Source organism: Nonomuraea turcica, from assembly GCF_030718205.1.
In the GTDB taxonomy this organism is placed as follows: domain Bacteria; phylum Actinomycetota; class Actinomycetes; order Streptosporangiales; family Streptosporangiaceae; genus Nonomuraea.
The window spans coordinates 425,693-445,207 of sequence record NZ_JAUZQF010000004.1 but is presented as its reverse complement, the minus strand read 5'-3'; the positions used below and the strand labels follow the sequence as shown (position 1 = coordinate 445,207).

The window sequence follows — 19,515 nt, the reverse complement described above, 5'->3', positions numbered from 1 at the left end:
ACAACGGCTCCGCCGAGAGGGACAAATCACTGCTTCGCGAACGCGGGCACGGTGGACGTGGCCATCTTCGGCGTCTATGTCATTGGGGCCCGGGACGGGGCAGGCGCTTCACTTCGCCGCGGTTACCCCCACTGGCCGACTTGGTAGTCCCCGGCGGGCTGCTGGGTGATGACGTTCATGCGGTTGTAGGCGTTGATGACGGCGATGAGGGCCACCAGGGCGGCGAGCTGGTCCTCGTCGTAGTGCTTGGCGGCGTTCGCCCAGGCCTCGTCGGTGACGCCACCGGCGGCGTCGGCGATGCGGGTGCCCTGCTCGGTCAGCTCCAGGGCGGCGCGTTCGGCCTCGGTGAACACCGTGGCCTCCCGCCAGGCCGCGATCAGGTTCAGGCGCACCGAGGTTTCGCCGGCGTGCGCGGCTTCCTTGGTGTGCCCGTCGATGCAGACGGCGCAGCCGTTGATCTGGCTGGCGCGGATCTTCACCAATTCCTGGGTCGCGGCCGGCAGCGTCGAGTCCTGCACGACCTTGCCTGCCGAGCCGAGGTACTTCATGACCTTGGGCGTGACGGAGTTGCCGAAGTAGTTCAAGCGGGCTTCCATGGTCATCTCCTTGCCGTGTTTCGCTGTTACACCGCATTGACGGAACAGCTCGGCAAGAGGTGACAGGAGGCGACTGTGATGTGCGTCTCTCTGCCCGTGCGGGGAGAATGTGACCGATGAACGACAACGATGAGGTGACCGGCGTCTTCGAAGAGCACCGTGATCATTTGCGGGCGGTGGCGTACCGGATGCTCGGCTCGCTGAGCGAGGCCGATGACGCGGTGCAGGAGACGTGGCTCCGGCTCAGCCGCACCGACACCAGCGACGTGGAGAACATGGGCGGCTGGCTCACTACGGTCGTGGGCCGCGTCTGCCTCAACATGCTGCGCTCCCGCCGCACGCGTGGTGAGGAGCCCTTGGAGAGGCGCATGCCGGATCTGGTGGTGAGCACCGTCGACGGCGTCGACCCCGAGCACGAGGCGCTCCTGTCCGACTCGGTGGGCCTGGCGCTGCTCGTGGTGCTCCAGACGCTCGATCCGGCGGAGCGGCTGGCGTTCGTGCTGCACGACATGTTCGCCGTGCCCTTCGACGAGATCGCCCCCATCGTGGACCGCACCCCGGCCGCGACCCGTCAGCTTGCCAGCCGCGCCCGGCGCCGGGTGCGCGGCGCGGCCGCGGAGCCGGACCCGGACCTGTCGCGGCAGCGCAAGGTGGTGGACGCCTTCATGACGGCCGCGCGGGCCGGCGACTTCGACGCCCTGGTCGCGGTGCTGGACCCGGACATCGTCCTGCGCGTGGACCAGGGCGCTCTGCCGAGCGGCCGCTGGCTGGAGCTCCATGGGGCCCTGGCGGTGGCCAAGCAGGCGCTCATGTTCCAGCGGATGGCCCAGATTGCTCAGCCGGTCCTGGTCAACGGCGTACCCGGTCTGATCAACACGGCCGGCGGCAAGGTGATGTCGGTCGGGGCCTTCACCATCGCAGGCGGCAAGGTGGTGGCCTTTGACATCCTCGCCGACGTGGACCGCCTGAGCACGCTCGACCTGACGGCGGTCGAGCGGCCTTAGGGATCGACGAACATCGGCACGGAGAAGAACACGATCATCGCGATCGCCACGCAGATCAGGAAGCCGATCAGCTCCCAGGCCCAGTCGTAGTGGCGTTCCCCGCGGCGGCGTGCCTTCTCCGGCCGGGGTTTGTCCGGACGGCGCTTGGGGACGGGCCTGGCCCGGACCGGACGAGGGGCGAGCAAGGACTCCTTCGGCTCCCCGGCCGGCTCGTCTTCCCAGGGCAGCGGCATCCGGTACACCGGCTCCATGGGCTTGGGACGCGGCTTGAACAGCGGCGCCGTGTCGTCGCTCACCGGGTCCTCGGTCTCCGGCTGGAGCGGGCGTGGAGGGCCCTTGTGGACCAGCACGTCCTCGGCCGGGGACGGCTGCGACCGCCGCGCCGGCCTGGGCCTGCGTAATTCCCTGCGTCCCTCGCCCCTGGACGGCAACGGGTCGCGGCCGGGCGCCGGCAGGTCGGGGCGCGCCTCGCCGCCCGGCGCGAGCAGGTCGCCCGCCTCGAACGGCGGCCGGAGCGGCGTCTCGCTGGGCAGGAGCACGTCGCCCGTCGCGAACGGCTCGGGCGAGTTCTTCGGCAGGAGCACGTCCCCCGTGGCGAACGGCTCCGACTCGTCCGCCGGCGCCGCCATGAAGAACGGCCGCTCCTCGACCGGACGGGAGGAGTCCAGGGCGCCCAGCGGATCCCTGAGCGGGCGGCCGAGGCCGGGCGGCGGGCGCAACGGATCCCTGAGCGGGCGGCCGAGGCTGGGCGGCGGGCGCAACGGGTCGCGGACCTTGGGCATCGGGGCCGTGGTCGCCTCGTGGTGGGAGACCCGGGACGGGGACCGCGGCGTCAGCAGCTCCTTGGGGAAGATCAATGTGCTGGTCGCCGGGTCGGCGTCGGACAGCGGCTGCGGCCACATCGGCGGGCTGGGCCAGCGCGGCTTCACGAACAACGGCGCGGGCGTGGCCGTACGCGAGCCGGCGACGTGGATGCGCAGCGCCCCGGGCGGCTGCGGCCACGGCAGGCGGCCGAGCACGTCACGCAGCGGCGCGACCCCCAGCGCTCCGTAGATGTCGGCGATCGGCTTGGGCACGCGTACCCCGGTGGAGGCCAGCGCCGCCCCGAGAGCCTGCCGGAACCGATGCCCCGCCCCCACGGCCAGCTCCTCTGCCGTGTCGGGCGCGACGTCGAGCACCCAGGCCAGCTCGGCCTTGCTCAGCCCGCAGACCGCGCAGAGCACCAGCACCTCCCGCTGGTGCGGCCGCAACTCCCGCAGGCTGCGCTCGACGAGCGACGTGGCCGGATCGATGAGCGGGTCCACCAGGGGCGGCGCGTAGACGACGTCCCGCCGGTGGATCTGGCGGCGAGCGAAGGCGTAGAGAGCGGCACGGGGCGGCTCCGCGGCGGGCACGCCGGAGAGCACCGACATCAGGACGTCGGACGCGGAGCCGAGGTCGCCGAGCTGGTCAGCGCAGTATGCGAACAGCCCGGCGGCATGACGGTCGTAGAGCTCTGCGATCAGTTCTGCGCGTGGGCGCTGATCGGTGAGCGGCTGGGACACGGGGCCGGATCCTCTTGCTCGGTGCGGACGCTGAGGGTGTGGTGAGGGGTGCGCGTCAGGTGATTGTGGAGGTAATCATGCCAACACAGACCGGTCCGGCGCACTACCACATCCAGATTTAAGTAAATATGCCTGGTCAGTGAAACGCTTAAGCCAGGCCCAAGGGGACAGAGCGGGCCGGATCGCCGTAGTCTGTGGGTCCAATAGATCATGCGGCGGTCGTGGCAGGGGGCCGCGGCCCTGCCCAGAGCGAGAGGTCACGCGTGATCACATTCGACGCTGTCACCAAACGCTACCCGGACGGCACGGTCGCCGTGGATCGCCTCAGCCTGGAGGCGCCCACCGGCGAGATCACGGTGCTCGTCGGCCCCTCCGGCTGTGGGAAGACGACGTCGCTCCGGATGATCAACCGCATGATCGACGCCTCCGAAGGCCGGATCCTCCTCGACGGCGAGCCCGTGCAGGGCATCGACCCGCCGACGCTGCGGCGCGGCATCGGGTACGTCATCCAGCAGGCAGGGCTGTTCCCGCACCGGAAGATCGTCGACAACATCGCCACCGTCCCCTACCTGCTCGGCTGGGACAAGAAGAAGGCCCGCGCGCGGGCCATGGAGCTGCTGGAGCGCGTCGGCCTGGACCCGGCGCTGGCCGGCCGCTACCCGTTCCAGCTGTCCGGCGGGCAGCAGCAGCGCGTGGGCGTGGCCAGGGCGCTGGCCGCCGATCCGCCGGTGCTGCTCATGGACGAGCCGTTCAGCGCCGTGGACCCCATCGTGCGCACGAGCCTGCAGGACGAGTTGCTCAGGCTCCAGGCGGAGCTCAACAAGACCATCGTCTTCGTCACGCACGACATCGACGAGGCGGTCAAGCTCGGCGACCGCGTGGCCGTGTTGCGGGTGGGCGGCACGCTGGCGCAGCTCGCCGATCCCAAGACGCTGTTGTCGGAGCCGGCCGACGATTTCGTGCGCGAGTTCCTCGGGCACGACAGGGGGATCAGGCGGCTGCAGTTCATCTCCACCGAAGGGCTGCGGCAGCGGCTGCGTACCGACCTGACCGTCGAGGAGGGCGCCGAGCGCGGCACCTCCGAGCCCTGGCTGCTGGTGGTGGACGCCGAGGGCCGGCCGGCCGGCTGGGTCTCCGGGGCGCGGCCCGGCGAGCTGGAGCCGTACGGGACGTTCGTGCCGGGCCGTGACTCCATGCGCTCGGCGCTCGACGCGGCGCTGCTGTCGCCGTCCGGCTACGCCGTGGCCGTGGACGAGCAGGGCAAGGTCGTCGGCGTCGCCACCAGGGAGACGCTCGACCAGGCGCTGGCGGAGGCGGCAGATGGGTGACGGTCCTCCCTCGATCTGGGAGTGGATCGCCCGCAACTGGGACACCGGGCGGGTCGACAGCATCAGGAACCTGCTCACCGACCACCTGACCATGTCGCTCGTGCCGATCCTGGTCGCGCTGGTCGTGGCACTGCCGCTCGGCCTGGCCTGCGTGCGCTGGCGCTGGCTCTACCAGCCCACCGCGGGGCTCTTCAACGTCGTGTACGCCCTGCCGTCGCTGCCGGTCTTCATGTTGCTGATCTCGGTGACCGGGCTGTCGCAGACCACAGTGATCATCCCGCTGACCTTCTACGGCATGGCCGTGCTCATCCCGGCTGTGGTGGACGGGCTGGGCTCGGTGCCCGTCCACGTCGGCCAGTCGGCGGTCGCGATGGGGTTCACGCCGCTGCGCCGCCTGCTGCAGGTCGAGCTGCCGATCGCGGTGCCGGTGGTGCTGGCCGGGCTGCGGGTGGTCGCGGTCTCCAGCATCAGCCTGGTCAGCGTGGGCGCGCTGATCGGGCAGGGCGGGCTCGGCGGATTGTTCACGCGGGCGTACCAGAACCCGTTCATGCCGCCGGTCATCGTCGGCATCGTGCTGATCGTGGCGCTGGCGCTGATCGCCGACGGGCTGATCGTGCTGGCGCAGCGACTGCTCACCCCCTGGGTGCGGGTACGGAAGGGGCAGGCGTCGTGAGCTGGTTGACCGCCTTCTTCTCCTGGCTGGGGGAGTTCTTCGGGAACCCGGAGAGCTGGTCCGGGTCCGGCGGCATCCCCATGCGGCTGCTGGAGCACCTGGAGTTCTCGGCTCTAGCCCTCGCCCTGGCGGCGCTGATCGCGGTGCCGATCGGCCTGCTGATCGGCCACACCGGCCGGGGCGAGGTGGTGGTCGTCGTCTCGGCGAACCTGGCCAGGGCGCTGCCCACGCTGGGCCTGCTGGTGATGTTCGTGCTGCTGCTCGGCGCGGCCTCGATCTGGCCGGTGATCATTCCGCTGGTGTTGCTGTCAGTGCCGCCGATCCTGGTGAACACCTTCGAGGGCATCAAGGGGGTCGACCCCGAGCTGCGGGATGCGGCGTATGGGATGGGGCTGCGGGGCGGGCAGGTGCTCCTGCGGGTACTGGTGCCGGTCGCGCTGCCGCTGATCCTGCTGGGCTGCCGGCTCTCGGCGATCCAGGTCGTCGCCACCACCACCGTTGCCGCGTACACGGGGCTGGGCGGCCTCGGGCGGTACGTGATCGACGGGTTCGCGACGAAGGATTACGCGAGCGTCGTCGGCGGTTCAGTACTGATTGTGCTGTTTGCGCTCGTGGTGCAGATCTTGTTCACGCTCGCCCAGAGGGTGACGGTCTCGCCGGGAGTGAGCCAGCGACTTAAGGTCCGATAGTCTCCTATATAACCTCCCGCTTAGAAGGGAAAAGCAAGATGAGACGCAAGTACGGCATCGCGGGGGTGCTGATCTCGGCGATGCTCGCGCTGGCCGCCTGCGGTGGCGGCGGCAGCACCGGCACCGGGGGCAACCCGCTCGACACCACGAGCGCTGCTCCCAGCGGCTCGGCCTCAGGCGGGGGTGGTAAGGTCATCATCGGATCCGCCGACTTCGACGAGAACGTGCTGCTCGCGTCGATCTACGCCCAGGCGCTGCAGGCCAAGGGCGTGCAGGTCGAGGAGAAGCCGCGCATCGGGAGCAGGGAGGTGCTCTACGACCAGGTCAAGAGCGGCGGCCTGACCATCGTGCCCGAGTACAACGGCAACCTGCTGGCCTTCGTCGACCAGCAGACTACGGCGGCCACCACCGAGGAGGTCAACGCCGGGCTGAAGGAGAAGCTGCCTGCCGAGCTGGAGGTGCTGGACTCCTCGCCCGCCGAGGACAAGGACAGCCTGTCCATCACCAAGGACACCCAGACCAAGCAGTCGCTCAACACCATGGAAGACCTCGCCAAGGTCTCCAAGACCATGACCGTCGGCGGCCCGCCCGAGTTCAAGAAGCGGTGGGAGGCGCGGTTCAAGGAGGTCTACGGGATCGAGTTCAAGGCGTGGGAGCCCACGGGACCGACCACCCCTGACGCGATCAAGGACGGCACGATCCAGGTCGGCAACGTCTTCACCACTGACCCCAAGATGACGGCCAACAACCTGGTGCCCCTGCAGGACCCCAAGAACATCTTCCCCGCCCAGAACGTGACGCCGCTGCTCAACAAGGCCGCTGCGACCGACACGATCAGGACCACGCTGAACTCCATCTCGGCCAAGCTGACCACGCAGTCTCTGCTCGACATGATGCAGAAGATCTCCGTGAACAAGGACGAGCCCGCCACGGTGGCCAAGGAATGGCTGACCTCCAACGGCCTCGCCTGAGCCTTTCGGAGCCCTGGCGGTGAGCGAGTTCACGGAGGCAATGGCCCAGCTCGCCGCCGGGGTCTCGGTCGTGACCGTCCGCGACGGACGGGACGACCTCGGGACGACGGTGTCCGCCCTGATGTCCGTCTCCCTCGAACCCCCGCTGGTGCTGGTCAGCCTGGCCAGCCGCAGTTACCTCAACGAGGTCCTGCTCCGCCAGGACCGCTGGGCCGCCTCCCTGCTGTCCTCCCGCCAGGCCGCCATCGCCAGCCGCTTCGCCACTCCCGGTCGGCCCAGCGCCCGGCTCCTGGTGGCCGGCATCCCCCACCACCGCGGGGCGCACACGGAGGCGCTGGTGGTGGAGGGCGGGGTGGCCGCCCTGGAGGCCGAGACCACCAAGGTGGTCGCGGCCGGCGACCACACGCTGTTCATCGCCTCCGTCCTGGCCGTCCCCTACGTCAACCCCGCATTCCAGCCGTTGGTACGGCTCCGCGGCCGCTACCGCCCGATGGGCACCTGACGAGCGACACACCACACGACGGCGGTGGCGACGTCCTCCTCACTGCCCGCGGCCACGGCGTCGATCCGCACGCCGGAGCCGGCGGCGTCCAGCGCCACCCTGCGGGTCAGCTCGGCCACCGCGGCGTGCGTGCCGGCGGTCGCCGCCAGGTTGACGACGCGGCCGCCGTGCCGCATCGCGGGGATCTCGTACTTCATCGCCAGCGCCACCTCACCCACCTCGGCGTGGTTGAAAGCGGCGTCGAGCCGGCCGAACGCGCCGAGCGTCTGCTCGACCAGCCGCCGCACCGACACCGGGTTGGCGAGATCCGCCGGGACGGCGACGGCCTGGCCCCCCGCTGAGCCGATGTCCGCGGCCAGCGCCTCGAGAGGCTGACCGTCGCGGGCGGTGAGAACCACGCTGGCGCCGGCCCTGCTCAGGGCGCGGGACACCGCGGCGCCGATGCCGCTGCCCGCGCCGGTGACCAGGGCGGTGCGACCGCTCAACGCTCCGAGCGTCATGATGGCCTCGCACTCTGTGAATGTTCCTGTGAACGCGATCGACGCTAGGGGCCAGGTCGCGCGGGCCGCATCAGTGAAGTCGCCGGTCTTCCGGGGATCGCGCGCGTTGTCACCGGTGCGGCCGCTTTCTATGCTCGGCGTGTGCTGGGGAGAGACGCCGAGGCGAAGCTGCTCGAGTCGTTACTGCGGCACGCCGCCGAGGGACACGGCGGCGGGGTCGTCCTGCACGGTGAGCCGGGCATCGGCAAGACCGCACTGTTGTCGTACGCCACTGAGCAGGCCGCCGGCTTCCAGGTGCTGCGCGCGGTCGGCGTCGAGCCGGAGGCCGATCTTGCCTACGCGATACTGCACCAGCTCCTGTTCCCCGTGCTCGGGTCGGTCGACGAGCTGCCCGGCCCGCAGGCGCAGGCCCTGCGGATCCTGTTCGGGCGCGCGCACGGCGCACCGCCCGACGCGTTCCTGGTGGCGCTGTCGACCCTGTCGCTGCTGTCCCTGCTGGCCGGCGAGAAGCCGGTGCTGTGCGTGGTCGACGACGCGCACTGGGCCGATCAGCCGACGCTGAAGACCCTGGCGTTCGTCGCCCGCCGGCTGGACAACGAGCCCGTCGTGCTGGCGCTGGCCGCGCGTGCCGACGAGGGCCACGCCACCGACCTGCCCCACCTGCGCCGCGTCCCGCTCATGGGGCTCAACCCGGACGCGGCCAGGGCGCTGCTCGCCGAGCACGCCGGCGGGCGGCGGCTGACCGACGGCGAGCAGACCCACCTGCTGGCCGCCACCGGCGGCAACCCCCTTGCCCTGCTGGAGCTGGCAGGAAAGGAGATGCCACCGGAAGGCACACAGGAGCCGCCCGCCCTGACCGATGAGCTGCGGCGTTCGTTCCTGACCAAGATCCGGGCTGGGCACGCCGCCTCGTTGCCGCTGCTCCAGTTGATCGCCGCCGACGGCTCCGGCAGCGTCGAAACCATCGAGAAGGCGGCCGCGTCGCTGCGGATCGACGCCGACCCGCTGCACCGCGCCGACCTCGACGAGCTGCTGACGTACGACGGAGCCCGGCTGGTGTTCCGGCACCCGCTGATCCGGTCGGCGGTCTACCACAGCGCCTCGGCCGACCGGCGGGCCGCGCTCCATCGTGCCCTCGCCTCGGCCTTCGACACCCCAGCCGACCAGCACCGCCGTGCCTGGCACCTCGGACAGGCCGCCGTCGGCCACGACGAGCAGGCCGCCGAGCACCTCGAGCGCTCCGCCGCGCAGGCGGCCCTGCGCGGCGGCCCCGCCGCGGCCATGGCCGCGTTGTCCCGGGCGGCCGAGCTCACCGCCGACGGTTCGCGCCGGGGGCGGCGGCTGTGGAACGCCGCGCTCGCCGCCATCGGAGGGGGATTCACCGCCGCGGCCGTGGAGCTGCTCGACCGTGCCGAGCGCGAGCCCCACCTGGAGGAGGGGGACCGGATCGCCCTGGCCGCGATCCGCGCCACCGTGGCGGAGTTCGCCGGCTCGCCTGAGGAGGCGATGGACCTCATCAAGCCGTGGATCCCGCGGGCGCTGCGGATCGACCGGCGCCTGTTCACCCCGACCGTCGTGATGTACGCCGACCTCGGTCTGCGCGTCAACCGGCCGCAGGCATGGGCAGACCTCGCCGGCTGGCTCGACGGGATCACGCTCGCGCCGGACGATCCGCGGGACGCCGTGCTGGGGCTGCTGCGCAGCGCCTGCCTGGCCCGCGCCGGCCGCGATCCTGGACCGCGAGACTGGGCCGCGGTCGAGTCGCTCACAGATCCGGTCACGATGACCCTGGCCGGAGGGATCGCTCGCCAGCTCGGCGACTACGAGCTGAGCAGGCGCCTGCATCGCACGGCCGGGCAGCTGGCGCGCGCCAACGGATCACTCGGTGCGCTCGCCTGGAATCTGGAGTATCAGTCCGCCGACGAGATCGCGCGTGGCCGGTTCGGGCTCGCCGAGGCCTACGCGGAGGAGGGTCGCCAGTTCGCCGCCGAGGTCGGCCAGCCGAACACGGCCTGCCGCCACCAAGGGCTGCTGGCCTTGTGCGCGGCCATCCGGGGCCGGCCGGAAGCCGCGCAGCTGGCCACCGATGTGCTGGCCGAGGCGAGCGGCCGCAACCTGGCCGACGCCATGTCCTACGCCAGGCGGGCGCTCGGGCTCATCGACCTGGTCGCGGGCCGGCACCGCGAAGCCGCGCGGCACTTCGAGGCGGTCGGCGTCTGGGACGCCGACGTGCCCTCGGACCTGGCCATGGCCGTCGTTCCCGACCTCGTCGAGGCCCTGGTCAGAGCAGGCGAGCGCGACCGGGCCGCCGCGGCCACGGCCCGCTACGCCCGGTGGGCCCAGCACGCCGCCGCACCGGAGCCGGCCGCCCTCACGGCCCGCTGCCGGGCGCTGGTCGGCGCCGATGGCAGCGCCCACTATGCGGAAAGCCTGCGCCTGCACGCCAGGTCCGACGCTCCGCTGGAGCACGCCCGTACCGAGCTGCTGCTCGGCGAGCAGCTGCGGCGAGACCGGCGGCGCTCCGAGGCGCAGCGGCACCTGCGCGGCGCCGCGGACGACTTCCGCCGCATCGGCGCCCTCGCCTGGGCCGAACGCGCGCTGGGCGAGCTGCGCGCCACAGGGGAGTCGGCGCGCGCACCCGAGGCGGGCGTGCTGAGCACGCTCACCCCGCAGGAGCTACGCATCACGCTGGCCGTCGGCGAAGGGCTGACCAACCGGGAGATCGCCGCGCAGTTGTTCCTCAGCCCGCGGACCGTGGACTACCACCTGCGCAAAGTCTTCCAGAAGGCCGACATCACCTCGCGAGCCGAGCTCATGCGGCTGGTCCTGGCCGAACGCCCCGCCTGAAGGACCGGCGACTTCACTGATTCGGCGGCCACCCCTCGCTTCCTAGCGTTGGCGACGTCACATTCCGCACGTTAGGAGTCCCCGTCATGACGATCCAGCCCAGTAAGAGGCGCATGGCCGGCCGCTTCGTCTGGCACTACATCGAGATGGTCATCGCGATGAGCCTCGGGATGGTGCTGCTCGATCCGGTGTGGGGCGCGGTCCTGCCGGACGCCATCACCCGGGTCGACGTCGGCACCTTGACCATGGCCGCCGACATGTCCATCGGCATGGCCGTCTGGATGCGGGTCCGCCGCCACACCTGGGCCGCCATCGCCGAGATGAGCATGGCGATGGTCGTGCCGTTCCTCGTCCTGCTCGTCCCGTACTGGTTCGGCGTGCTGCCGGGCGACATGGTGATGTCGATCGGGCACGTGCTCATGTTCGTCTTCATGGCCCTGGCCATGCTGCGGCGGCGCCACGAGTACACGCACCATCAGCACCGGTTTCGCATCCCGCGCAAGTGGCTCGGGCGAGGGGCCGTCGTGCTGGTCGCGCTCCTGGTGCCCGGTGCGGTCTCCGCGGTGAACACCGTCGGGAAGTTCGGCGACCAGTACAAGGCACGCTCGGACACGGTGGCGGTCCAGCCTGTGCCGAAGGCCGCCGCCCACGACCCGGCCAAGCCCACGGTGGCCTTCCTGGTCAACGGCAGTGGCACCAACGTGGCCGACCTGCTCGGGCCGTACGAGGTGCTGGCGGGCACCGGGCGGGTGAACACGTACGTCGTCTCGTCCGGCCCTCGGCTGGTGCCCCTGACCGGTGGGCTGGACCTCGTACCGGACCTGACCTTCGACGAGCTGGCACGGCTGCTGGGCGAGCGGCGCGACACGCTCGACGCCGTGGTGATCCCGGCCCTGAACAAGACGGCTCCCGCGGAGGCCGGCTCCATCACCGCGTGGCTGCGTGAGCAGTCGGCGGCCGGCGCGATCACCGTCAGCGTCTGCAACGGGGCCCGTACGCTCGCGGCGACCGGGCTGCTGGACGGCAGGCCGGCGACCTCCCACTGGTGGCGGCTGCCCGGGCTGCGCGCCGACTTCGGCCAGGTCCAGTGGGTGAGCGGCCGGCGGTACGTGGACGACGGAAACGTGATCACCACCGCCGGTGTGCTGTCCGGTATCGAGGGCGCCCTGCGGATCATCGAACGGCTGCTCGACGTGGACACCGCGCGCGAGGCGGCGCGGAAGGTCCACTGGCGCCACTACTCTCCCGGCGTCGCCGCGCGGATCCCCGAGTCCAGCTTCGAGGCCAAGGACGTGGCCGTCGTCTCCCTCACCTCCTCCTACCAGCCCGGGCCGTCGACCATCGGCGTGCGGCTCATCGAGGGAACCGGTGAGCTGGAGCTCGCCTCCGCGTTCATCACCTACACGGAGCAGTCCATGATCGGGCGCACCGTCGCGGTCGGCGACGGCGTGGTCCGCTCCAGGCACGGCCTGACGTTCGTCCCCCGCACGGCGGTCGCGGACGACCTCGACCGCCTGCTCGTTCCCGGCGTGGACGCCGCACGGCGCCAGGCGGCGGGCACCGGGCCGTCGGCGGCCACCGGAGGGCTCCAGCCCGAGTACCTCCACGTCGGCGAGGAGTTCGCGTTCGATCCCGTGCTGCGGGACATCGCCCGCACCTACGACGTGCCGACGGCGCGGTGGGCGGCGAAGACGCTGGAGTACCCGGTGCTCGACGTCAAGCTGACCGGTAGCGCCTGGCCGTGGGCGCCCACCATCGTTCTCGTGGTGCTCGCGCTGCTGGGCGCCGCTGTCGCCATCGCCGCCGGCATGGTGTTCCGCCGGATTCGCGCCAGGTCCCGTGCGGCCCGCCCGGGTCCGGAGCCGCACGACGCGCCGGGTGCCGAGCTCGCGCACTGCGGGTCGTGAGCCTGATGTGGCCGGGAGGTGCGATGCCTCCCGGTCCTTTTCCTGTTGTCCGTCAGCGCTCGGCCGCGGCGGCGTCGCCCGGATACGTGGCGGCGGCGGTGCAGTGCCGCGCTACCTGCCGCAGCGCTTCAAGGAGCTCCGGGGGGCCGTCCACGGTGAAGGGCAGGCCGAGTGCTGCGAGGTAGACGGCCAGCGTCAGTGGGGTGGCGGCGCCGATGTGCAGGAGGCACCGGTCGTCGTCGACGTGCTCCACCCGGGCCACCGGCGGCACCCGCTCGCTGACGGCCGCGGATGGTGCGTGCACGGTCGCCACGGTACGGCAGGGCCCCAGCGTCGAGGCCACGCCCTTGGTGACGAAGTCGATCGCGTCCCCGGGCGGCATCCAGCGGCCGGGGAAGGACGGTCCCATCGGCGTCCGGGGCGTGAGCCGGTCGATCCGGAAGGTGCGCCAGTCGTCGCGGCCGACGTCCCACGCCACCAGGTACCAGCGGCGCCCGGTCGACACCAGCCGGTGCGGCTCGGTGTCGCGCACGGTGGCGTTGCCGTCGTGGTCGCGGTAGTCGAACCGCAGCCGCCTCCGGTCCCGGCAGGCCGAAGCCAGCGTGGCCAGCACATCGGAGTCCACGGCCGGGCCGCTGCCCGCCGGCACGGGCACCGTGTACGCGGTCAGCGCGGCCAGGCGCGGGCGCAGCCGGGCGGGCAGCACCTGTTCGAGCTTGGCCAGAGCGCGCAGCGACGTCTCCTCGATCCCGCCCACCGTCTGGGCCGCCGCCGTACGCAGGCCGACCGCCACCGCCACGGCCTCCTCGTCGTCCAGCAGCAGGGGCGGCAGCCGGGCCCCGGGGCCCAGCCGGTAGCCGCCTGCCGTCCCGGAGGTGGCCGACACCGGGTAGCCGAGGTCGCGGAGGCGTTCGACGTCGGAGCGGATGGTCCTGGTGCTGACGCCGAGCCGGTCCGCCAGCTCGGGGCCCGGCCAGTCGGTGCGTGATTGGAGCAACGACAGCAGGCGCAACAGCCGCGCGGCGGGGTCTCTCGTGGTCACGGAATCCACCCTTTCTCACCTCGCGGAAGTTCTGCTTCCGCGACGGCTGCCATGGTGAGGGCTCCTGGAACAGAAAGGGACTTCCATGCATGCGGCAGCAGTGGTGACTGGTGGATCGCGCGGCATCGGCCGTGCCGTGGTGGAGCGGCTGGCCGGTGACGGCGCCACCGTCGTCTTCAGCTATGTCGCCGACGAGCGGGCGGCTCGGCAGGTGGAGGAGGTGTGCGGAGGGCGGGCGACGGCCGTACGCGCCGACGCGGCCGACCCTGATCAGGTGGAGCGGCTGTTCGCCACGGCGGACCAGGTGTTCGCCGGCCAGGCGGCGGGGCCGCTGTCGGTGCTGGTCAACAACGCGGGCGTGATCGACCACACGCCGATCGAGGAGCTGACCCAGGAGGTGTTCGAGCGGGTGATGGCGGTCAACGTACGCGGCGCGTTCTTCGCGGTGCAGGCGGCCGCCCGCAGGATGGCCGACGGTGGCCGGATCGTGACCGTCTCCTCCACTGGCACCGCCTGGCCCAGCGCGGGGGAGTCGGTCTACGCCGCGAGCAAGGCGGCGATCGAGCAGCTCACCCGGGTCGCCTCCCGCGAGCTGGGGCAGCGCGGGATCACGGTCAACGCGGTCTCGCCCGGACCGACCGACACCGATCTGCTCCGCGCCAACGTCCCGCCGGAGACGGCGGCCACGGTCGCGCACATGACGGCCCTGGGCCGGATGGGCACGCCGGCGGACATCGCGGCTGTCGTGGCGCTGCTGGTGAGCCCAGACGCCGCCTGGCTGACCGGGCAGAACCTCACAGCAGACGGCGGCCTAGTATGACGACGTCAGGTGCCGCGGCCGGCTGAATCCGCTTCCGCCTGCTTCAGCGCCCGGTGGCGGATGTTGTGCCACCCGCCACCGTCAAGCCATGCTCCATCTGGTCACCTGGTCAGCGGATGATGTACCACTCGGGCAGGATCAGCGGGCCCGCGGCCGGGAGTCCCAGTTCGGCGGACAGACGGGCGAGGGGCCCCCAGGCATCCAAACGCACCCTCGCCAGCGCGGCCGACTTGTCCTCGCTGGACTCCGGCCCGCGCAGCCGCTCCAGCGGGTTGAGTCGCGGATACATGCGGACGGGCGCGTCCTCCGCGAGCCCGGCCCGCTTCCTGGCCAGCGCCAGCGCGTCCTCCAGCCCGCCCAGCTCGTCCACCAGCCCGCCAGACTGCGCGTCGGCGCCGGTCCACACCCGGCCACGGGCCAGTTCGTGGGTTCGCTCGCGGGTCAGTTTGCGGCTTTCGGCGACCTTGGCCACGAAGTCGTCGTAGATCCGGTCGAGCCAGGCGTTGATCCGCTCCCACTGCTCGGGGGAGAAGCTGCGGGACGTGGAGAACATCCCCGCGTTGGCCCCCTCAGCCACCATTTCCGAATTTATCCCCATTTTGCCGAGCAATTCGGAAAAAACGGGCTTGCCGCCGTACACGCCGATGGAGCCAGTCAGTGTGCCGGGCTGGGCCACGATCACGTCGGCGGCCATCGACACGAAATAGCCGCCGGAAGCCGCCAGGTCGCCCATGGAGACGATCACCGGCTTCACCTTGCGCGTCAGCGACACCTCACGCCACACCGTGTCGGAGGCCACGTACGAGCCGCCGGGGCTGTCGACCCGGAAGACGACCGCCTTGATGTGCTCGTCGCGCCTGGCCGCCCGGAACGCGGCGCTGATCGTGTCGGAGCCCATCGCGCCGCCCCCGCCGAGCGGGCTCCGGCCGCTGCGCCCAGTCTTGATCATGCCGGTGCCGTGGACGAGCGCGATCCCGTCGGCCAGCGGGTGCGGCAACTTCCGCACGGCCGCGGCCCTGGCGTACCTGGACACGTACTGCAAGTGCGCCTCGCCGCCCGCGGCCTTCTTGACCTCGTCGTACACCTCGTCCCGGTACGCCAGCTCGTCGACCAGCCCGGCGTCCTTCGCCTCCGCGGCCGTGAACGGGCCCCGGTCGATCAGCTCCCGCACCTTGCCCGCGTCCAGCCTGCGGCCGTCGGCGATGCCGGCGATCATCGTCTCGGTGACCGACTCCACGATGCGGCCCATGGACTCGCGGTGCGCCTCGGTCATGTGGTCCTGGGTGAAGGTGTTGGGGGCGGTCTTGTACTCATGCCGCTGCCCGGCCTCGAACCCCACTCCCAGCTTCGTCAGCGCCCCCTTGAGGAAACGCTGCTCCAGCGCCACCCCGGTCAGCCCGACGTCGCCGCTCGGCTGCAGGCAGACGCGCTCGAACGCGCTGGCGAGGTAGTAGGGCACGGTGCCGCCGCCGAACTCGCCGAACGTCTCGGAGAACGCCACCGTCAACTTGCCGGAGGCCCGGAACTGGATCACGGCCTGGCGCAGCTCCTGCACCATGGCCAGGCCCAAAGGGGCGGTCCCGATCTTCACGATCAGCGCCTTGACCCTGGAGTCCTGTCTAGCCTTGCGCAGCCCGGACAGGACGTCGGACAGGCGCGTCTTCCGCATGGACAGCACCGCGGCGAGCGGGTCCGTCGGCGGGCCTTCCGTAATGCCCTCGGTGAGATCGAGCTCCAGCACCAGCGGGGCGGTGCGCCGCTGGCGAAGCTTGTCGACGGTTTCGAAGATCGCCTTGCCTGCGTCCATAGAGCCACCCTAAGCGACACATTTCGAAATGTGCTCGGGTGAGTTAGGCCCGAAGGTGTAGAACCATTGGCCGTGCAGCTCCACGCCAAACCCGCGCATGTCTTCGGCCGCGACGGCGAATGGGCGGACCTGGTCGGGTTCGCCACGTCGCGCCGCATGCGGGGCGGGTGCTCGAGGGCAACCCACCCCGTGCGTTCGTTGGTCAGAGACGGCTGCGGAGTGCGGCGTAGATGTTGATCCTGGGGGTTGTCACCTCAGTGCCTGCGCTTGAGTACGTGATCGGCTTGCCTGTGCTCTTCAGGGCTTCAAGGAGTTGGTCCACTCCTGCGCGGCGGTACTTCTGGTGCAGCAGGGCGAAGGCGCCCGTGACGTGCGGGGTGGCCATCGAGGTGCCGTTCAGGGCCGCGTACGAGTCGTCCACGATTGCCGCCGTGATGGCCACGCCCGGGGCGAAGACGTCCAGGAGCGGGCCGCGGTTGGAGAAGGCGGCCACGGCGTCCTGCTTGTCCGTGGCGCCTACCGCGACCGTGTTGGAGACGCACGCCGGCCAGGACACCGCCGCGTCGTAGCCGTTGTTGCCCGAGGCCACCACCGTGGCCACGCCCTTGGCCAGGAGCTTGTCCACTTCGGCCTTGAAGTCAGCACCGTCGCCCGTGTCGCAGGCCGTGTCGTACTTGCCGCCGCCCAGGCTCAGGTTCACCGAGGCCAGGTTGTGCTGGTCGGCCAGCGTGTCGGCGTAGGCCATGCCGGTCAGGATCGAGGAGTCGTACGCCAGGACGCAGACGGGGCGGCCCGCGCAGTACGGCGAGTTGTCGAAGCGGCTGAAGACCTGGATCGGGATGATCGTGGCCTTCGGGGCGACGCCGTTGGCCGCGAAGCCGCTCGTGGCCTGGCCTGCCGCGATGCCCGCCACGTGCGTGCCGTGGTAGCACAGGCCGTACTGCGGTTGCGGCGCCCCCGTCATGCACGCGTCGGTCTCGGCGTTCGCCGCGCCGTCGCCGATCTGGAACTGGCTGCCGTTCGGGCACAGCGGCTTGGAGCCGTCGACGGGGTCGGTGGCCGAGAAGCAGGCCTGGGCCGCGATGCGGCCGCCGAAGGCGGGGTGGTCCTGGTCGATACCCGTGTCCAGGATGGCGACGGCGGTGCCCTTGCCCGTGAAGCCCTGCTTGTGCGCCTTGTCGGCGCCGATCAGCGGGATGCTCTGCACCAGCGTGGGCTCGTTGAGCTTGTCCTTGCGGATGGAGACGACGTCGGACTGCTCGGCGATCTTCTCGAGTTCGGCACGGGTGCCGCGGTAGACGAAGAAGTCCAGCTTGCCGGCGACCTCGGAGGGCGGTTCCGCGGAGACGTTCTTCTTGCCCTGCTTGACCTGCTCTGCGCTGGCTTGCACGGAGCCGACCTGGGCGGGCTGCTGCACGTGAACGATGGCGCGGTGCTCGCCGGTCGCCGTGATCTCAGGGTCGATCTTGGATTCGGGGTCGGCGAACGCGGGTGTGGCGACGAGTGTTGCCGAGGTTGCGGCTAACACGATCGCGCCGGCCAGCAGAGACGGGAGCCTCAACTGCTCCTCCGGGGGTCAGGGGGCATTTATCCCACGGAAGTGTAGTAATTGGACTGTTGGTGTCAGCGGGACTGGTGGGTTCCGTTACCGGTTCTTGTTCTGGGTGCGCCTTTTCCCGGTATGCGGGAGGGCCGGAATCGCCGACCCGGCTCCGGCCCTGCACATTCACGCAGCGGCGCGTCCGCCGGCGGTGGCGCGCTCGGCGTCGATCCGCGACGTGGTCGCCGAGGTGCCCCCGGCGTCGTACTGGATGGCCCTTCCTGTCGCCTGCAGCCGTTGCAGGTTCTGCGCGACCGAGTTGCCGGGGAAGGCCTGCTTGAGCAGTGCGAACGTGCCCGCCACGTGTGGTGCGGACATCGACGTGCCGCTCGCCTCCCGGTACGTCCCGCTGGGCACCGCCGAGCGAACGCGCACGCCCGGCGCCAACAGGTCGACCAGCGGCCCCCGGTTGGTGAACGAGGCCAGGCCGTCGGCGTCGTCGGTCGCGCCTACCGCGACGGCAGTGGAGATGCAGGCGGGGGCGCTGACGCCGTTCGCGGAGCCGTTGTTGCCCGCCGCCACCACTGGCGCCACCCCGAGCCCCACCAGGGTGTCGAAGTCCGGCTTGACCGCGGCGGCGCTCGGGTTGCCGTCACACGCCGTGGTGTACGGGCCGCCGCCGCCCAGGCTCATGTTCACCGCCGCGATGTTGTGCGTCCTGACCACCCTGGCGACGTACTCGAGCGCCAGCTTCTGATCGGAGGTGTAGCTCAGGAGGCACGGCGACATTCTCCTGCCGCCCCCGCAGAGCTGGGGGTTGTCCACGCGGCTGAAGACCTGGATCGGCAGGATGCCGGCTGCGGGGGCGACCCCGTTGGCCGGGGCGCCGGAGGCCATCCTGCCCGCCGCGATGCCGGCCACGTGGGAGCCGTGGTCGCAGATGCTCCTCCCGCTGACCATGCACTGCGCGGTCTCGGCGTCGGCCGCGCCGGGGCCGGTCTGGCTGGGCTGGTTGTTCGGGCAGAGGGAGACCGTGCGGTCACCGGCGTCGGATGAGGAAAAGCACGCCTCGTCCACCAGCCGGCTGGTGAAGAAGCCGTGGTCGCGGTCGATTCCCGTGTCGAGGACGGCGATCGCCGTGCCCCTGCCGGTCCAGCCTGCGGTGTTCGCCCGGTTCGAGCGGATCACGACGGTGCTGGTGTCGAGGGCGGGCGAGTGGAGCTCGTCCTTGTAGACCGCCTGGACGCGGACGTCCTTCTGGAGCTTGGCGAGCGTCGGCTGGTCCACTTTGGCGACGAAGAAGTTCGGCGATTTCGCGGACTGCAGGACCCGGCTGCCCTGGGAGGTTTGTTCGATGTCGCCGGCGACGGCGTCCACGCTCTGGCCCGGCTTGACCTGGATGATGGAGCGGACCCTGGCCCCCGACTCGATCTCCTCGACGAGCGCGGGGCTGATGGCCGGGCCGGTCATGTCGGCGTTGCCGGGGGTGAGGCGCGAGTTGCCGGATCTCGGCGCGCCTGGCGTGCCCGTGTCGGCCGAGCCCGGCGCGCTGGGCGTGCTGGGCGTGCTGGGCGTTCCAGCGGTGTCGGTGGTGTCGGTGGTGTCGGCGTGGAGTGCCGGGGCCGTGCAGAGCACGGCGGATATGGCGGCCAGCGCGGTGGTGCGGGCGAGCAAGGACCGTAGCCTCACTGTTTCCTCCGAGGACGGCTGTGACGTGGCTGAGGCTGGAGCCGTGAAGCTCTTCA

The 19,515-nt window shown here is 71.2% G+C and carries 16 protein-coding genes and 1 pseudogene; 10 read left to right on the top strand and 7 right to left on the bottom strand.

Going from position 1 to position 19,515, the window contains the following annotated elements; genetic code table 11:
* Nucleotides 1–21 precede the first annotated feature (21 nt).
* Nucleotides 22–147, top strand: a pseudogene (locus Q9G87_RS60655) (hypothetical protein); the annotation flags it as partial.
* Here Q9G87_RS60655 and Q9G87_RS13970 read toward each other — a convergent pair.
* On the bottom strand, nucleotides 123–596 hold the full coding sequence (locus tag Q9G87_RS13970; RefSeq protein WP_305916734.1) for a carboxymuconolactone decarboxylase family protein: 474 nt from the start codon (nucleotides 594–596) through the stop codon (nucleotides 123–125). The pseudogene Q9G87_RS60655 and the gene Q9G87_RS13970 sit on opposite strands and share 25 nt — an antisense overlap.
* 116 nt (nucleotides 597–712) lie before the next feature.
* On the opposite strand from Q9G87_RS13970, the gene Q9G87_RS13965 reads away from it, so the two are divergent.
* Nucleotides 713–1,600, top strand: coding sequence for a sigma-70 family RNA polymerase sigma factor (locus Q9G87_RS13965; protein WP_305916733.1), 888 nt, complete (start codon nucleotides 713–715; stop codon nucleotides 1,598–1,600).
* Here Q9G87_RS13965 and Q9G87_RS13960 read toward each other — a convergent pair.
* Entirely contained in the window at nucleotides 1,597–3,144 is a 1,548-nt protein-coding gene (locus tag Q9G87_RS13960) for an RNA polymerase sigma factor (protein ID WP_305916732.1), read from the bottom strand. The two genes, Q9G87_RS13965 and Q9G87_RS13960, sit on opposite strands and share 4 nt — an antisense overlap.
* A gap of 263 nt (nucleotides 3,145–3,407) precedes the next feature.
* Between Q9G87_RS13960 and Q9G87_RS13955 the strand changes: the two genes are divergently transcribed.
* Genes Q9G87_RS13955 through Q9G87_RS13935 form a run of 5 tightly spaced genes read left to right on the top strand, consistent with a single transcriptional unit; the run spans nucleotide 3,408 to nucleotide 7,307 of the window.
* Nucleotides 3,408–4,472: an ABC transporter ATP-binding protein gene (locus Q9G87_RS13955; protein WP_305916731.1), complete on the top strand. Its 1,065-nt coding sequence runs from the start codon at nucleotides 3,408–3,410 to the stop codon at nucleotides 4,470–4,472.
* Nucleotides 4,465–5,145 (top strand): ABC transporter permease, encoded by a 681-nt coding sequence (locus Q9G87_RS13950; RefSeq protein WP_305916730.1) that lies wholly within the window; start codon nucleotides 4,465–4,467, stop codon nucleotides 5,143–5,145. The genes Q9G87_RS13955 and Q9G87_RS13950 overlap by 8 nt, the downstream gene beginning before the upstream one ends.
* Entirely contained in the window at nucleotides 5,142–5,834 is a 693-nt protein-coding gene (locus Q9G87_RS13945; RefSeq protein ID WP_305916729.1) for an ABC transporter permease, read from the top strand. The genes Q9G87_RS13950 and Q9G87_RS13945 overlap by 4 nt, the downstream gene beginning before the upstream one ends.
* 38 nt (nucleotides 5,835–5,872) lie before the next feature.
* Nucleotides 5,873–6,805 (top strand): ABC transporter substrate-binding protein, encoded by a 933-nt coding sequence (locus Q9G87_RS13940; protein WP_305916728.1) that lies wholly within the window; start codon nucleotides 5,873–5,875, stop codon nucleotides 6,803–6,805.
* Nucleotides 6,806–6,824: 19 nt separating this feature from the next.
* Complete coding sequence (locus Q9G87_RS13935; protein WP_305916727.1) at nucleotides 6,825–7,307, top strand: flavin reductase family protein; 483 nt, start codon at nucleotides 6,825–6,827, stop codon at nucleotides 7,305–7,307.
* Here the strand turns inward: Q9G87_RS13935 and Q9G87_RS13930 are convergent.
* Nucleotides 7,286–7,792, bottom strand: a complete 507-nt coding sequence (locus Q9G87_RS13930) for an SDR family NAD(P)-dependent oxidoreductase (protein ID WP_305916726.1) — start codon at nucleotides 7,790–7,792, stop codon at nucleotides 7,286–7,288. The two genes, Q9G87_RS13935 and Q9G87_RS13930, sit on opposite strands and share 22 nt — an antisense overlap.
* Before the next feature lie 156 nt (nucleotides 7,793–7,948).
* Here Q9G87_RS13930 and Q9G87_RS13925 point away from each other — a divergent pair, with 156 nt between their 5' ends.
* Nucleotides 7,949–10,654, top strand: a complete 2,706-nt coding sequence (locus Q9G87_RS13925) for an ATP-binding protein (protein WP_305916725.1) — start codon at nucleotides 7,949–7,951, stop codon at nucleotides 10,652–10,654.
* A gap of 86 nt (nucleotides 10,655–10,740) precedes the next feature.
* Nucleotides 10,741–12,561: a DJ-1/PfpI family protein gene (locus Q9G87_RS13920; protein ID WP_305916724.1), complete on the top strand. Its 1,821-nt coding sequence runs from the start codon at nucleotides 10,741–10,743 to the stop codon at nucleotides 12,559–12,561.
* Between the two features lie 52 nt (nucleotides 12,562–12,613).
* On the opposite strand, the gene Q9G87_RS13915 is transcribed toward Q9G87_RS13920, so the two are convergent.
* Complete coding sequence (locus Q9G87_RS13915) at nucleotides 12,614–13,603, bottom strand: helix-turn-helix transcriptional regulator (RefSeq protein WP_305916723.1); 990 nt, start codon at nucleotides 13,601–13,603, stop codon at nucleotides 12,614–12,616.
* A gap of 85 nt (nucleotides 13,604–13,688) precedes the next feature.
* Here Q9G87_RS13915 and Q9G87_RS13910 point away from each other — a divergent pair, with 85 nt between their 5' ends.
* A complete protein-coding gene (locus Q9G87_RS13910) occupies nucleotides 13,689–14,423 on the top strand; it encodes an SDR family oxidoreductase (protein WP_305916722.1) in 735 nt (244 codons plus the stop codon).
* 109 nt (nucleotides 14,424–14,532) lie between these two features.
* Here Q9G87_RS13910 and sppA read toward each other — a convergent pair whose 3' ends face one another.
* From sppA to Q9G87_RS13895, 3 genes are all read right to left on the bottom strand, one after another.
* Nucleotides 14,533–16,230 carry a signal peptide peptidase SppA gene (sppA, locus tag Q9G87_RS13905; RefSeq protein ID WP_305916721.1) on the bottom strand — a complete coding sequence of 566 codons (1,698 nt, stop codon included), beginning with the start codon at nucleotides 16,228–16,230 and terminating at the stop codon, nucleotides 14,533–14,535.
* A gap of 202 nt (nucleotides 16,231–16,432) precedes the next feature.
* The gene (locus tag Q9G87_RS13900) at nucleotides 16,433–17,791 is read right to left on the bottom strand and encodes a S8 family peptidase (RefSeq protein ID WP_305916720.1); all 1,359 of its coding nucleotides are present in this window, start codon (nucleotides 17,789–17,791) and stop codon (nucleotides 16,433–16,435) included.
* A 165-nt stretch (nucleotides 17,792–17,956) separates the two neighbouring features.
* Nucleotides 17,957–19,459, bottom strand: coding sequence for a S8 family peptidase (locus tag Q9G87_RS13895; protein ID WP_305916719.1), 1,503 nt, complete (start codon nucleotides 19,457–19,459; stop codon nucleotides 17,957–17,959).
* Nucleotides 19,460–19,515: the final 56 nt, after the last annotated feature.